Source organism: Comamonas sp. CMM02 (assembly GCF_014851485.1).
GTDB lineage: Bacteria > Pseudomonadota > Gammaproteobacteria > Burkholderiales > Burkholderiaceae_C > Comamonas > Comamonas avium.
In genome coordinates, this window is record NZ_JACUZW010000006.1 from 14,623 (window position 1) to 28,294 (window position 13,672).

Annotated in this window: 13 protein-coding genes; 1 reads left to right on the forward strand and 12 read right to left on the reverse strand. The window is 56.5% G+C overall.

Features of this window, described 5'->3' with window-relative positions:
* Nucleotides 1-15 precede the first annotated feature (15 nt).
* The 7 genes from IB213_RS16665 to fliF form a co-directional block, all read right to left on the reverse strand.
* Nucleotides 16-558, reverse strand: a complete 543-nt coding sequence (locus IB213_RS16665) for a flagellar basal body-associated FliL family protein (RefSeq protein WP_191722257.1) — start codon at nucleotides 556-558, stop codon at nucleotides 16-18.
* 222 nt (nucleotides 559-780) lie between these two features.
* On the reverse strand, nucleotides 781-2,040 hold the full coding sequence (locus tag IB213_RS16670; RefSeq protein ID WP_192407945.1) for a flagellar hook-length control protein FliK: 1,260 nt from the start codon (nucleotides 2,038-2,040) through the stop codon (nucleotides 781-783).
* A gap of 3 nt (nucleotides 2,041-2,043) precedes the next feature.
* Entirely contained in the window at nucleotides 2,044-2,508 is a 465-nt protein-coding gene (gene fliJ / locus IB213_RS16675; RefSeq protein WP_191722310.1) for a flagellar export protein FliJ, read from the reverse strand.
* 27 nt (nucleotides 2,509-2,535) lie between these two features.
* Nucleotides 2,536-3,894: a flagellar protein export ATPase FliI gene (gene fliI / locus IB213_RS16680; protein WP_225561178.1), complete on the reverse strand. Its 1,359-nt coding sequence runs from the start codon at nucleotides 3,892-3,894 to the stop codon at nucleotides 2,536-2,538.
* 40 nt (nucleotides 3,895-3,934) lie between these two features.
* Nucleotides 3,935-4,741, reverse strand: coding sequence for a FliH/SctL family protein (locus tag IB213_RS16685; protein WP_192407949.1), 807 nt, complete (start codon nucleotides 4,739-4,741; stop codon nucleotides 3,935-3,937).
* Nucleotides 4,742-4,772: 31 nt separating this feature from the next.
* Nucleotides 4,773-5,768, reverse strand: coding sequence for a flagellar motor switch protein FliG (gene fliG / locus IB213_RS16690; protein ID WP_191722253.1), 996 nt, complete (start codon nucleotides 5,766-5,768; stop codon nucleotides 4,773-4,775).
* A 48-nt stretch (nucleotides 5,769-5,816) separates the two neighbouring features.
* Complete coding sequence (fliF, locus tag IB213_RS16695) at nucleotides 5,817-7,505, reverse strand: flagellar basal-body MS-ring/collar protein FliF (protein ID WP_191722252.1); 1,689 nt, start codon at nucleotides 7,503-7,505, stop codon at nucleotides 5,817-5,819.
* A gap of 183 nt (nucleotides 7,506-7,688) precedes the next feature.
* Here fliF and fliE point away from each other — a divergent pair, with 183 nt between their 5' ends.
* Nucleotides 7,689-8,012: a flagellar hook-basal body complex protein FliE gene (gene fliE, locus IB213_RS16700; protein WP_191722251.1), complete on the forward strand. Its 324-nt coding sequence runs from the start codon at nucleotides 7,689-7,691 to the stop codon at nucleotides 8,010-8,012.
* 350 nt (nucleotides 8,013-8,362) lie between these two features.
* Here fliE and IB213_RS18195 read toward each other — a convergent pair whose 3' ends face one another.
* The 5 genes from IB213_RS18195 to IB213_RS16725 form a co-directional block, all read right to left on the reverse strand.
* Nucleotides 8,363-8,611, reverse strand: a complete 249-nt coding sequence (locus IB213_RS18195; RefSeq protein ID WP_225213982.1) for a flagellar protein FliT — start codon at nucleotides 8,609-8,611, stop codon at nucleotides 8,363-8,365.
* 67 nt (nucleotides 8,612-8,678) lie between these two features.
* Entirely contained in the window at nucleotides 8,679-9,143 is a 465-nt protein-coding gene (gene fliS, locus IB213_RS16710; RefSeq protein ID WP_370551228.1) for a flagellar export chaperone FliS, read from the reverse strand.
* A 63-nt stretch (nucleotides 9,144-9,206) separates the two neighbouring features.
* Entirely contained in the window at nucleotides 9,207-10,589 is a 1,383-nt protein-coding gene (gene fliD, locus IB213_RS16715) for a flagellar filament capping protein FliD (RefSeq protein WP_192407952.1), read from the reverse strand.
* 420 nt (nucleotides 10,590-11,009) lie between these two features.
* Nucleotides 11,010-12,188 (reverse strand): flagellin, encoded by a 1,179-nt coding sequence (locus IB213_RS16720; protein WP_192407953.1) that lies wholly within the window; start codon nucleotides 12,186-12,188, stop codon nucleotides 11,010-11,012.
* Nucleotides 12,189-12,409: 221 nt separating this feature from the next.
* Nucleotides 12,410-13,660 (reverse strand): flagellin, encoded by a 1,251-nt coding sequence (locus IB213_RS16725; RefSeq protein ID WP_192407954.1) that lies wholly within the window; start codon nucleotides 13,658-13,660, stop codon nucleotides 12,410-12,412.
* Between the last annotated feature and the right edge of the window lie 12 nt (nucleotides 13,661-13,672).

The window sequence follows — 13,672 nt, forward strand, 5'->3', positions numbered from 1 at the left end:
AATGAATCCTTGCGCTTATTGAATGATGAAGCTGGAAAACAGCACACGGCGTACCACGTTGCCACCACGGCGACGGGGGCGCTCGGCCTCTTCCTCCGCTGGTGCCGCTGTGGCACCCATGCCCAGAGGGCGCGTCACTTCGCGCAAGATATCGGCAGCCAGTTTTTCTTTGCCTTCGCGCAGTAGCAGCTCATCCGCCGTACGTTGCGAAACCAGCATCAACACGCCATTGCGAATGCTGGGCATGTATTGCTTGATTAACGTCGCAGTGGCTTCGTCTTGCAGCTCCAGCGTAATGCCGATCTGTGCGAAACGATCACCGCCTTGGTCTGCCAAATTCACCACCATGTTCTCAAGGGGCAAAAAGGTCGGCACTACAGAGACGGCCTTGGCCGATGACTCTTCACCGTCACCATAAGGGTCATCGTGCGATTTATTGGCTGTAAACAGCAGCACCGCTGCAGCAACGACAACGAGCAAGGCGACCACGGCACCGATAACGATCAATTTCTTGCTCTTGGCTTGTGCCGGAGCGGCGGCAGAGTTGGTTGCGGCCACGTTGTTTTCCTTGATGGATATAAGAAAGTTTGTTTCACCAAACTTGGGCTGAGCCTGCACTCAGCGCTTGTGCTTGCGCATGCAACACAGTCATAGGCTCATTATTGGCTGAATAGCGCGAAATCATAGCCAGAATAAAAGGCTCAAACAGCCGGTAAACAAATCGTCTGAGCTTCTCTGACAGCCCATGCGCTGCGCAAGGCGCGCATGAACATGTCGATCTTAGGCGTACAAATCCAAACCCTGCGCACGCTGGGGGCGCGTTGACGCAACTTCAGCAACGGGAACCGCCACTTGCGCATGCTGTGCTGGCCCACCCTGCCAGGGACCCGACGAGGCCTGCTGGCCTGAAGATTGCTGCTGCCCGCGGTCATCGGCCTGCACCGACACACCCGCCAGTTGCACACCCTGCTGCTCCAGCATTTCTCGCAATTGCGCCACACTGGCATCCAGCATCTCACGGGTCTGGGCCTGATCGGCGCGAAAAGTCACATGCGCCTCATTGCCACGCACACTCACCTGCACGCGCACAGCCTGCCCATCTTTATCCAAGACGACTTCGGCACGCTGCTGTTTGCCCTGCAGCCAAAAGCGCATGTCTTCAACCGGCGCATCGGCTTGCGCTTCGAATGCGGCATCTTGGGTTTGCTGCGTCTCCTGCACGGAATTTTCAGTGAGCCTTGTCCCACTACCCTGCCCTGCAGACAGCCACTCAGCCGCGGCGCCAGCGCTCTTGCCTTCAACACGCTCTGTCGCCTTGGGCTGTACCCCGGCGCTGGCCGCAGCCCACTGCTCAATCTGCCCCATCACCCGATGCAATGCAGGATTGGTCATGGCTTGGGGATCTTCCAGTTTCCACGCCCCTTGCAAAGCAACACGGCCCTCGCTGGCCTGATCGGTCTTCAAGCCTTCGGTCACCGCCTGCGCCACAGACTCAGCAACGTCTGCAGTTTGCGCAAGCAACGCCGATGCGGCCGCCATCGCAGTCTTGGCATCTGCCTCGACAGGAGCATTCAAAGCAGACTGAACCCCGGCAGCCACGGTGGCTACGCTCTGACCCAGAGCCACATTGGGCTGTGCACCCCACATCAAATTATTTGTCAGGACACCCGCCAGACCCGCGTCCTGCCTGGCCTGAAGGAAGCTGCCGTCTTGCAAGGCGGCATCGGCGTCTGAAACATCCAAACGCTGGGTCTGCCCCACCAGGCTGTCCAAACTCCATGCGCCTTGCAGCAACTCCAGACCTGGCACATAGGTTGCGTCACTCAAGGGCAACGTGTCAGTATCCATGCCGGCCAGCGCAGACATATTTCCGACTTGCAACGCTTGCGCAAGATCGCCGCCTTCACTTTGCGCACCTTTGAGCAGCTTGGAGAAAGCAGGCGCAGACACCTGCCCGTCTTTGGCTTCTTTGGGTTTTTCTGCCTTATCTGCTAGCTGCGACTTGGCAGCCGCAGGGGCTGTGGTTTGCTGAATGGCCATGGTTTATGCCTCTTGGAATTGCATTCCGAAAGTGCGCCCGATGAACTGCAAAGCTGCGCGCTCATCGGTCTGTTTCTGTTCACGGCGCATTTGCGCCAAAGCGATGTCACGCCGGCGGGTTTCCACTACTTTATTCAAGCTGCTCAACCGCAGCTCAGCTGCCATCAGGCCTTTTTGCGAGGCTTCCAGACGAATGGCTTGATCCGCTACAACCTTGGTCTGCAAATCGATGGCATGCTGCAGACGCTCCATGAACTGCCGATGGTGAAACATCACCTCTGGTTTCATTGCAGCACCCTCGCTGGCCCCCCAGCGCTGCTGCATTTCACTGGCGTAATTGTCGAGCTGCTCCATCTGGGATTTCGCCGCATCGCAGGCGCGCTGACGCTCACGCAGCGCCTGACGCGCTTCGTCTCGTTTACGTACAGCCATTTCAATGGCAATCATCAAAGCATTGAGCGACGACATCCACATCCCTCTCGTTGTCTATTACAGCTAATTCAAAACCGCAGCCATCTCCGCCAGCGACTGCTCCATCGAAGCAGACTCAAACATGGTTTGCTGTAGGAAATTGGCCATTGCTGGCTGCAGCCGTATGGCCTCATCCACCTGCGGATCGGAGCCGTTGGCATAAGCTCCTACTTGTATCAAATCTTTGCTTTTTTGATAGCGCGAATAGACGGCTCTAAAGCGTCTAGCTAACTCGAAGTGCTCGCGACTGACCACGTTGTGCATCACCCGCGATGCCGATTGCTCAATGTCAATTGCCGGGTAATGGCCTTGCTCGGCCAGCGCACGCGACAAGACGAAGTGACCGTCCAAAATGGCGCGCGACGCATCCGCAATCGGGTCTTGCTGGTCATCGCCTTCTGACAGCACGGTGTAGAACGCGGTGATGGAGCCCACACCATTCAAGCCATTGCCGCTGCGCTCAACCAATGCCGGCAGTTTGGCAAAACACGATGGTGGATAGCCTTTGGTAGCCGGAGGCTCGCCAATAGCCAGCGCAATTTCACGCTGGGCCTGGGCATAGCGGGTGAGCGAATCCATGAGCAGCAGCACATGCTTGCCCTGGTCCCGAAAATACTCCGCAATCGCGGTGGCGTAGGTGGCACCCTGCATGCGCAGCAGCGGCGGCGCATCAGCGGGCGCTGCAACGACCACGGCACGCGAACGATCCTGGGCACCCAGGATGTCTTCCACAAACTCTTTAACTTCTCGGCCACGCTCACCGATCAAGCCCACCACGATCACGTCAGCCTGGGTGTAACGCGCCATCATGCCCAGCAGCACCGATTTACCCACACCCGAACCTGCAAACAGGCCCAAACGCTGGCCACGGCCTACGGTCAGCAAACTGTTGATTGCGCGCACGCCTGTATCCAGGCTTTCGCGCACCGGCGCGCGTTCCATGGCATTGATCGGCTCACGATCCAGTGTCTGCGCCACCACATCGACCAGATCACCAACGTGATCCAGCGCAAAGCCTTGCGAGTCCACCACACGACCGAGCAAACCATTGCCCATGGGCAGACGCAACAAGCCTTTGGCCAGTGAAGGCGCTTCGGTGTCACCAAACCGCAGGGGCGAGACAAATGGCTCGGCAGGCGTGACGGTGGCTCCGCAAGACAGCCCTTGAATGTCACCCGCAGGCATCAAGAACGCTTTGTCGCCAGCAAAGCCAACCACCTCGGCCAAAATGGGCTCCCCACCGGGCATTTGCAAATGGCATTGCGAACCCACAGGCACACGCAGGCCGCTGGCCTCCAGCACCAGTCCCGTCAAGCGGGTCAGCGTGCCATGGCTGTGCAATGGCATGGGCTGGTTCACCCGCTCACTGCCCACACGCAGCATGTCCTGAAGCTGCGCGATGGTAGAGGTGAAGGGGGCGTTGTCAATTGCCATGGTTCGCACCTTCGTACCACGTGGACACCAAGCCCAGCGCTGCCACAGCACGCTGCCAGCGGCGCTCCAGGCTGCCATCAATTTGCGCGCCCTGGCTCTCTACCAGGCAGCCGCCCACAGCCACGCTGGGGTCTGCCAGCCATTCCACTTTGGGATTAGGCAAAGCCGCACGCAAATGTGTTTCCAGCTGCTTGAAGTCTTCGGGGTTCAAGCGCACCAGCGCCGGCTTGGTCTCCGCACCCAGCATATCCAGCGCTTCACTCACCACAGGCTGCAGAGCCTGGGGATTGCAACGCAGCTCCTGGCGCACCACCTGGCGTGCAATATCGGTAGCCAGCTGCAGCAGATCGGGGGCCATTTGCTGCTGCAGCCCCTGCAAGGACGATTGCGCCGCGTGCAGTACTTCGTTCAAACGCTGCGCAGTGTCACGCCCCAGGTTGTTCTGGTAATCGGCCATGCGCGCCTGCCATTCCTGGCCAGCCTGCTGCTGGCCTTGCTCCAACCCTTGCTGGTAGGCCTCCTGGCGAGCCTGCTCCAGTTGCTGATGCAGCTCTTGCTCAGAAAAAACAGGTGCTGCAGGCGGCGTTTCTTCAGCCACCGTTTCTGGCGGCAATTCTTCCAGCACTTCATCTACCGCAATGTCTGGAGCCTCTTGCGCCACAGGCAGCAAAGCTGGATCCATTGTCATTTCCGGCATCGCAGAAAAACCCTTGCGCGCGCCACTGCTCACACCACCAAAGCGCCACTGCCGAACACGTTGGTTGTCAATTTCTTCGCTGGGAATAAAACGTGTCATATGCGTCTAATCATCAAATCTCTGGCGGGCTTCAGACAAAGCTGTCTTCCGGGCCACCGCCCAGCGTGATCTGGTTCTCGTCGGCCAATCGACGCACCACCTTGAGAATTTCTTTTTGCTGGGCCTCGACCTCGGACAGGCGCATGGGGCCACGGGCATCCAGGTCTTCGCGCAGTGCAGCGGCCGCACGCATGGACATATTGGCCAAAATCTTGTCGCGCACTTCCATCGAACCGCCCTTGAGCGCAACGATGAGCGTCTCGGACGCCACTTCGCGCATCACCAGCTGCAGCGACCGGTCGTCCAGCTTGACCAGGTCGTCGAACACGAACATCTTGTCCATGATCTTTTGTGCCAGATCTGCGTCGTAGTTGCGGATGGTGTCCAGCACGGCCACATCAGAATTGCCACCCAACAAGTTGATCATTTCCGCGGCCGTCTTCACGCCACCCAGTGAGGTCTTGCGAATCTTGTCGCCACCCGCCAGCACCTTGTAGAGCACTTCGTTCAGGTCTTTCAGCGCCGAAGGCTGAATGCCTTCCAGCGTGGCCACACGCAGCACCACTTCGCTGCGCATGCGCTCGGGCAGTTGCATCAGCACAGCGGCAGCCTGGTCATATTCCAGATGTACCAAGATGGCCGCCACGATCTGCGGGTGCTCGTTGCGCAGCAGCTCCGCCACCGACACAGGGTCCATCCATTTGAGGCTTTCAATGCCGGATACGTCGCCACCTTGCAAAATACGATCCAGCAGCAAGGCCGCCTTGTCGTCACCCAGGGCACGGCGCAGCACTGCTTTGACATAGTCGCTGGCGTCTTCCACCAGCAGACTCTGGGCCGCGCAATCATCTGTAAAGCGCGCAATCACAAAGTCCACTTTCTCTTTGGAAACACCGCGCATGCGCGCAATGGTCTCGCCGAGCTTTTGTACTTCTTTGGGCGACAGGTGTTTGAAGACCTCGGCTGCCTCTTCCTCACCCAGGGACATCAGCAAAATGGCAGCGTCGTTCAGACCTCGATCATCCATAACAAACTCTTTGTGTTCCGTAGATAGTTAAGCGCACGTTGTCAGGACTTAGTGGCTGTTCTCGCCATTGACCCACGTCTTGACGATATTCGCCACGGCGATCGGATTCTGTTTGGCCAGCGCACGGGCTTGCTCCAAACGCAACTCTTCCACTGTGGGCTCTCCGGGCTTGGCCGGTGGTGCCAGCGCCGGGCGCTCCAGCTCTTCGGCTTCCAGCAGATCCAGTTGCTGCGCCAGCTCTTTCTTCTTGCGCGCCTTGAGCATGGGTCGCACCACACCAAACATCAAAATCAAAGCAGCCAGAACCAGGCCTACGGGCCACAGCACAGACTTGACCAATGCCAGGGTTTCGGGCTGCTGCCACACCGGCAGATCCGAGGCCAGACGCAGCTCCTGCTGGAAAGGCGTGTTCATGAGGTTGACCGAATCGCCGCGCTCAGCACTGAAACCAATGGTCTCGCGCACCAAGGCCAGCATTTGCGCTTGCTGCGCCTCTGACATGGCCTGCGGCAAGGCTGCCGCACCTGGCTCCACCGGGGTACCTGGCAGGTAATTGACCACCACAGCCGCTGTCATGCGCTTGATAGACCCCGTGCTGTTGCGTGTCACTCGAACCGTCTTATCCACTTCGTAGTTGGTGACCGATTCACGCTTGCTGCCAGGAATCGTCAAGATATTGGTGTTCTGACCATTGGCAGCCTGCAGTGTTTGCGCAGCGCCATTGATCGGTGCAGCAGCCGTCTGGGGTGGCTGGTTACTGGTTGCACCAGGCACACCTGTCGGGGGCACAGGTTCTTTTTCACCGGTAGCTTCCAGCACCTGCTGGCTTCGCACCGCGCTAGCTGCCTGACCCTGGTTGGGGGCATGCAACTCAGACGTGGACTCCGAGCGCGAGAAATCCAGTTCCGCAGTCACTTGGGCCTTGACATTACCCTTACCAACCACGGGCTCCAAAATATCCAGAATGCGCTGTGTGTACTGCTTTTCCAGCTGTTGCTGGTACATCAGCTGCTGCACATTCACCGGGCTTTCATCTGGGTTGGTGGTTTGCGAGAGCAGCTTGCCAGAGTCATCCAGCACGCTCACTGCACTGGGCACCATTTCTGGAACGCTCGAAGCAATCAAATGCACGATGCCGGCAATCTGCGTGCGGTCCAGCATGCGGCCGGGGTACAGCGTCAGCAGCACCGAAGCCGAAGGCTTTTGCTGCTCACGGAAAAAACCATTCTGATTGGGCAATGCCAGATGCACGCGGGCGTTTTGCACCGCAGACAAACCGAGGATCGAGCGTGTCAGCTCGCCCTCCAGCCCGCGCTGATAGTTCACACGTTCCTGAAACTGTGTGATGCCAAACTTGCTGGCCTCCATGATCTCAAAGCCCGAGACTGCGCCCTTTGGCAAGCCCTGCGTAGCCAGCTTCAATCGCACATCGTGGATTTTGTCTGCGGGGATCATGATGGCGCCGCCACCTTCTGTGTACTTGTAGGGCACATTCATGGTGGTCAGCTGCGCCACGATCGCACCACCGTCTTTGTCACTCAAATTGGTGAACAGCACACGGTAATCAGGCTGACGGCTAAACATCAAGGCAGCCACCAAACCAGCCACAACCAGAGCGGCCACCGCGCCAATCATGATGCGCTGGTTGCGGTCGAGACTTGCTACCCGCTGCGGCCATGCGCTGAGGCTTGTGGCGGGCGGAGTTTGTGCAACAGGAATTTCGGCAACAGCAGACATGTTCTTTCCAGATGGAGTGCTTGGGCTCGACACGGAACCCAACGTGTTGCCGATTATTCAAACTTCCTGCTTTTCCGTTCCCCAGATAAAGCGCCCGTTTCCCCACTTATTTGCGCAGATGCTTTGTTTGCAATTGCCTACGATTGCGCCATCGATCACATAAAGAGATCAAGGAAACACATCATGGACCTTCGACTTCATAGCGCTACCTCACCGTTGACCACACTGTCCAGCGACATGGCCCAGCGGTTGACCAAACCTGTGCAAACCGCAGAAGCTGAAGGCCATGGTTTTAGCTCCGCACTTGAAAACGCGCTGCGCTCGGTGAGCACCGCGCAAAACCACTCCACCCATCTGCAAAAAGAAGTGCAGCTGGAAAACCCCTCGGTCAGCCTGGAAGAAACCATGGTTGCCATGCAAAAAGCACAAATCGGCTTTCAAGCCACCTTGCATGTCCGCAATCGCCTGGTTCAGGCCTACACCGACGTCATGAACATGCAGGTCTGAGCACCTGCTTGTGCATGTTGCTCGCCCCCCGTGGCCAGCAACAGGCCCCAACGCTCACTCTGTAATTTATGGCCGCACCCTTCGGGTTGCGGTCTTTTTTTTGCCTGTATGCGTGCGGACATCTCGCGCATAGCGTGATCCAACACCTTCAGAGATATAGATAAAGTGAGCTAGCAGCGCAATCTATACAAGGACTTCAGCACTCTTTAGCATTGAAATCTTTGATACATAAGCGCTAACAGCTATGTAATTAAAACAGTCCCGCCTGCGCCAATAAAAAAGCCCATTCACCTTGCGGCAAATGGGCTTTCGCAAAACCTTGGAGGGTATCGCGATAACAACGTAATGACTCAGTGCAGCGCAGAGGTTGCAGGCATTTTGCCCATGTGCTCCAGCGTTGCCAGCCACGGTTCGGCCAGCACACGAATTTGTGCATCATTGCGCAAAATGCTCTGCATGATGCGTGTCTTTTCTTTGCGCTGCAGTGCCGTCAATTGCACCTCATGGGATTGCACGCGCAATTCACCAATCAGCACCGCACACGATCTTTCGCACTCCATCACAGAATCCCAGTTCTGTTGAATGGCAGCGGACAACATCTGAGCGCTCTTTGCCTCAATAGCCTTGTAGTAATCAAGCAATCTGTTCTCCTGCACAGCCACCACCTCACACGGTTTGATTCGCAGTGGGTCCAATTTCTTTCCAGCCTTGCGCCACGGGCTGCAAAAGCTTAATAACTTCTTCCACCAAAACCACATCATTGTGGGCATTGGCTTTCGTTAATTGGGCCACAGAATAGTCATAAAGCAGCCGCAAATTAGCAGCCAATTCACCGCCCTTTTCAAGGTCCAAGCCCAGCACTAGGCCCTCTTGCAAAATGCGCACAGATTTGGTGATATGGCGACCTTTTTCCTCCACATCACCGCGCTCCATCGCGCCGCGCGTGGCATTAAGGGACTGGAAAAGACCATCGAACAACATCTGGATCAACTGGTGCGGCGAAGCGTTCTCCACACCCGAATGCGCGCCCACCTGGCGGTAGGTATTGGCCTTGCTAAAACCTGGAGATGAAAACATGTTGATCCTTAACTCTTGTTCTATGACGCCTGGCCTGCCTGTCGCAGGGATCACACGCCCATTCAGAAAATTGGTCCGTCGAATACTCAAGCGTGTCCGACTTTGGTCCTTGCGACGTTACTTGGACTGGTTCCAGCTCGTCACCATCTGCGAGACGTAGGAATCCAACGCGTTGAGCGAAGACATCTTCACATCCAGCGCCGTGTATTGCTTGTACAGCCGCTCTTCCAGCGCCTGCGCACGATCATTCACCTTGGCTTGTTCTGCGCCATTGCTTTTGAGTGCTTTTTTCAACGCATCATCCTTGCCGTTGAGTGTGCCCTCATAGGCCAGCAGCTTGTCGGTGAAAGCCTTGAAGTTCACCGCAATGCCACCGTTTTGCCCCATGGAATCTGCTTTTTCCGCAAACAGCCCGCGCAGGTCGTCTACAGAAACAATTGCTTTATCCAGCTTGGTTTCATCCACCGACAACTTGCCGCCTTCCAGCATCTGAATACCGATGGAAGACAAGCTCTTGAACGCACCGCTGGTTCCAGACACACCCATGGTCAGCATACGCAGCGAGTTTTGCAAACTTACCGTGGCACTATCACCTTGCAACACGCCAGCGCCCGTACTTTGCGCAGCCTCATCCACTTTGCCCGCCTCTGTGCGCAAGCCCTTGGTGGATTTGGACAACAGATCATTCAAGGCGTTGTAGGCATCTACAAACTCCTTGATGTTCTTCTTCATCGTCTCGGTGTCGGCCTTGACCGTAAGCGTCGCGGCATTCGTCGTCACTTCAGATGCAGTAAAGGACAAGCCCGGAATGGTGTTGGCAAACGTATTGGAGCTCGACTCCACCACCACGCCATTCAACTCGACCTTGGCATTTTGTGCCGCCTGGGCCTGGTTTTGCCCCAGCTTGGTCAGTGAAGCATCAATATCGACACTGAACGCCTTATCTGTACCGCTTTCCTTGGAACGCATCATCAAGCGCTCTTTGCCGTCCACATCCGTGATCACGGAAGCCTGAATGCCCATGCCCGCCTCATTCACCTTGGCGGCGATCTGCGTCAGGGTGTCAGAGCTGGAAATATCAATTTCCTTGGTCGTCGTTCCCATGGTGAGCTTCATTTTTCCTGAGCTGCCCATGGATTCATCTTTGGCCAATGCTGCAGCACCTGCACCACCAATGACGGTGGTTTGCGACTGCGCCAGCTGGGTCACTTTGATGTTGTAAGTACCAGGCGTGGCAATCCCTGTCATCACCCCTGAGAGGGTGGAATTGCTGGAGCTGATATTCACCGTGTTCCAGGCACTGTCTCGCGCCAGCTTGGAAACGATATCGCCCAGCGTCGATGTCAGCGACTTGATCTCGCCGTAGGTCGAAATCTGGGTCTGAATTCCTTCGGCGCGCGTCTCCAGCTTTTTCAGTGGGGTTTTTTCGGCAGCCACCATTTTTTCAACGATCTCTGCAACATTAAGACCACTGCCGATACCCGCTGATGAAATTGCCATGGTGAAAACCTCCTGAATAAAGTGCGACGTTTTGCCTGAGGTGTCGCGTCACCCTGAGCAGACAGCTTGCACCGCCGCTTATTGTGACGCAAGCCGTTCAGACGCAAAAGCCCAAACAAAACCTGTAGCACCCGCCAATCCATCCGACTTACGAGCACAGCGCAACGCCCCTCGTCATGACTGATGTATCGACACGCCATGGCAAAACTTGAGATGTTTTGACAGCCCCACAGCTACCGCCAGTCAAGGCGAAAAAAGCATTCTTTCACGCAGAAAAAAATAGCAGACAACTCAAGCACTCCCAACCTAGAAACCAAAAAAAAAGACAGCCTTGTCTGCACAAGGCTGCCATTAAAAGCAAAACGTTCATTCGCTCCGTCCATCCAGCCCCCATGGGAGCCGAATGGACAGAAACCGTGATTAACGCAGCAGGCTCAGCACGTTTTGTGGCAACTGGTTGGCCTGGGCCACCATGGCCGTACCAGCTTGCTGCAGAATCTGCGAACGGCTCAGGTTGGCTGTTTCAGAAGCGAAGTCAGCATCAATGATGCGACCACGAGCGGCAGTGATGTTTTCGTTCTGGATGTCGATGTTCTCAACAGCCTTCTCGAAACGGGTCTGGATAGCACCCAGCTGGCCACGTGCAGCACTCACTTTGTCGATAGCGCTGTCAATCTTTTGCAGAGCATCCCATGCACCCTTTTGGGTGGTGATGTTCACATCCTCAATACCTTTTTCATTCTTCTCAGCGGCACCCGATACAGCACCCAGCGCAGCAGCAGTGCCGCCGGTCATTGTCACAGCAATAGCTGTGTAAGTACCGCCGTCCTCGATAGCACCACGCAATTCGATACCTGTGCCAGCATCGTTCAAGAAAGCGGTAACACCTGTGTCTGCAGTCTTGGAGTTGATTGCCTCCAGAACGCGGCCCAAAGCTTCCTTATCAGATGGCGCATTGTCCATCTTGCTAATCGTAGCTGTAGTTGTGCCTGCAGAACCTGTAATGGAGATCGTTACGTCAGCACCAGTCATCATGGCGCCTGTCACTGCCGGAGCAGCAATCGCTGCCTCGGAATAACGCGAGTTACCCAGCTCATCCACCTTCGTATTGGCCAGCGCACCCACGGTGATGTTGTCACCAGCGTTGGCACCTACCTGGAATACGCCGCCAGTAAAGCTGCCATCCAACAACTTGGCACCGTTAAAGGTTGTGGTTTTACCCACACGGTCTACTTCACTGCGCAGTTGTGTCAACTCAGCCTGCAGAGCTTCACGGTCGCTCTTGCTGTTGGTGGCATTGCTCGACTGCACAGCCAGGTCACGCATGCGCTGCAGCATGTCGCCCACCTTGCCCAGCGCGCCTTCTGCCGTTTGTGCCAGCGAGATACCATCGTTGGCATTGCGGGCAGCCACAGTCAGACCACGTGTCTGGGTGCTCATGCGCTCAGCAATTGCCAGGCCAGCCGCATCGTCCTTGGCGCTGTTAACACGCAGGCCAGAAGACAGACGCTGCATGGAAGTGCTCAGCGAACCGCCAGACAGCCCCAGGTTGCGTTGTGCATTGATGGACACAACATTGGTGTTGATGGTCATTGCCATTTGATTTCCCCTTTTAACTAACGCTCACTCTGTAATTGACGGTTCTGGCGATCCCCGCACAAGGTAAAACCCTGCATACAAAGCCTCCAGACCTTCTTTATCAGGCAGTTGACTACCCGTTCTTCAAGAGCCTTGCGCCGCACGTTCAGGTATTGCGCATGGCCCATGTTTGATAAAGCGAACGTGTCTGGCAGAGAGGCCCTGACACGTTCGCTGTCTTGTTACTGGAGCAGGCTCAGCACTTGCTGAGGCAGCTGGTTGGCCTGGGCCACCATGGCTGTACCGGCTTGCTGCAGGATTTGCGAGCGGCTCAGGTTGGCTGTTTCCGAAGCGAAGTCGGCATCGATGATGCGACCGCGTGCTGCAGTGATGTTTTCGTTCTGGATGTCGATGTTCTCGATCGACTTTTCAAAACGTGTCTGGATAGCGCCCAGCTGAGCACGTGCTGAGCTGACCTGGTCAATCGATTTGTCGATACGCTGCAAGGCTTCCCATGCGCCAGATTGGGTGCTGATGTCAATCCCATCAATACCTTTTTCCTGGCCCGCAGCAATATCGTCAATGTCTCCAGCAGCCACCAAAGTACCTCCACCAACACCGGTCACGTCTGCGCCACGGCTGTAAGTGATGGCAATGGTGTCAACTTCACCCGCCTTGTCAGCGGTAGCACGGAATTGAATCTGATTGACACCTGCAGCGTTCTTCTCGATGAACGCTGTTACGCCTGTGTCTGCAGTCTTGGAGTTGATCGCCTCGACAGCCTTACCCAGAGCCTGCTCGGCAGTCATATTGGCATCAGCCTTGATAGTCACCTTTTGGGCAACGGCACCTGCGCCTGCGCCTGTGATGCTGATGGTCGTATCCGCAGCGGTCATGCTGGCGGTTGCACCAGCGCCGAACATACCTGTTGCACCCGTCACATCCGTAGCGACAATCTCGCCAGATCCATACACCGAAGTACCCAGCTTGTCAGCACGTACATCGCTCAATGCGCCGACAGTGATGTTGTCGCCGGCGTTGGCGCCCACCTGGAACACACCGCCGGTGAAGCTGCCTTCAAGCAGCTTGGAGCCGTTGAACGTAGTCGTCTTGGCCACACGGTCCACTTCACCACGCAGCTGAGACAGCTCAGCCTGCAGAGCTTCACGGTCGCTCTTGCTGTTGGTGGCGTTGCTCGACTGCACGGCCAGGTCACGCATGCGCTGCAGCATGTCACCCACCTTACCCAGCGCGCCTTCGGCGGTCTGGGCCAGCGAGATGCCGTCGTTGGCATTGCGAGCAGCCACAGTCAGACCACGTGTCTGGGTATTCATGCGCTCAGCAATGGCCAAGCCAGCCGCATCGTCCTTGGCGCTGTTGACGCGCAGGCCAGAAGACAGACGCTGCATGGAGGTGCCCAGCGTGCTACCGGACAGGCCCAGGTTGCGCTGTGCGTTGATCGAGACGACGTTGGTGTTGATGGTCATGGCCATGATGCGATTCCT

Excerpts from the sequence above, each read along its gene's own strand:
- IB213_RS16670 (WP_192407945.1), bottom strand. The coding sequence starts at position 2,040 with ATGGCCATTCAGCAAACCACAGCCCCTGCGGCTGCCAAGTCGCAGCTA.
- fliJ (WP_191722310.1), bottom strand. The coding sequence starts at position 2,508 with ATGTCGTCGCTCAATGCTTTGATGATTGCCATTGAAATGGCTGTACGT.
- fliI (WP_225561178.1), bottom strand. The coding sequence starts at position 3,894 with ATGCTGCGTGTGGGCAGTGAGCGGGTGAACCAGCCCATGCCATTGCAC.
- IB213_RS16685 (WP_192407949.1), bottom strand. The coding sequence starts at position 4,741 with ATGACACGTTTTATTCCCAGCGAAGAAATTGACAACCAACGTGTTCGG.
- fliG (WP_191722253.1), bottom strand. The coding sequence starts at position 5,768 with ATGGATGATCGAGGTCTGAACGACGCTGCCATTTTGCTGATGTCCCTG.
- fliF (WP_191722252.1), bottom strand. The coding sequence starts at position 7,505 with ATGTCTGCTGTTGCCGAAATTCCTGTTGCACAAACTCCGCCCGCCACA.
- fliE (WP_191722251.1), top strand. The coding sequence starts at position 7,689 with ATGGACCTTCGACTTCATAGCGCTACCTCACCGTTGACCACACTGTCC.
- IB213_RS18195 (WP_225213982.1), bottom strand. The coding sequence starts at position 8,611 with ATGTTGTCCGCTGCCATTCAACAGAACTGGGATTCTGTGATGGAGTGC.
- fliD (WP_192407952.1), bottom strand. The coding sequence starts at position 10,589 with ATGGCAATTTCATCAGCGGGTATCGGCAGTGGTCTTAATGTTGCAGAG.
- IB213_RS16720 (WP_192407953.1), bottom strand. The coding sequence starts at position 12,188 with ATGGCAATGACCATCAACACCAATGTTGTGTCCATCAATGCACAACGC.
- IB213_RS16725 (WP_192407954.1), bottom strand. The coding sequence starts at position 13,660 with ATGGCCATGACCATCAACACCAACGTCGTCTCGATCAACGCACAGCGC.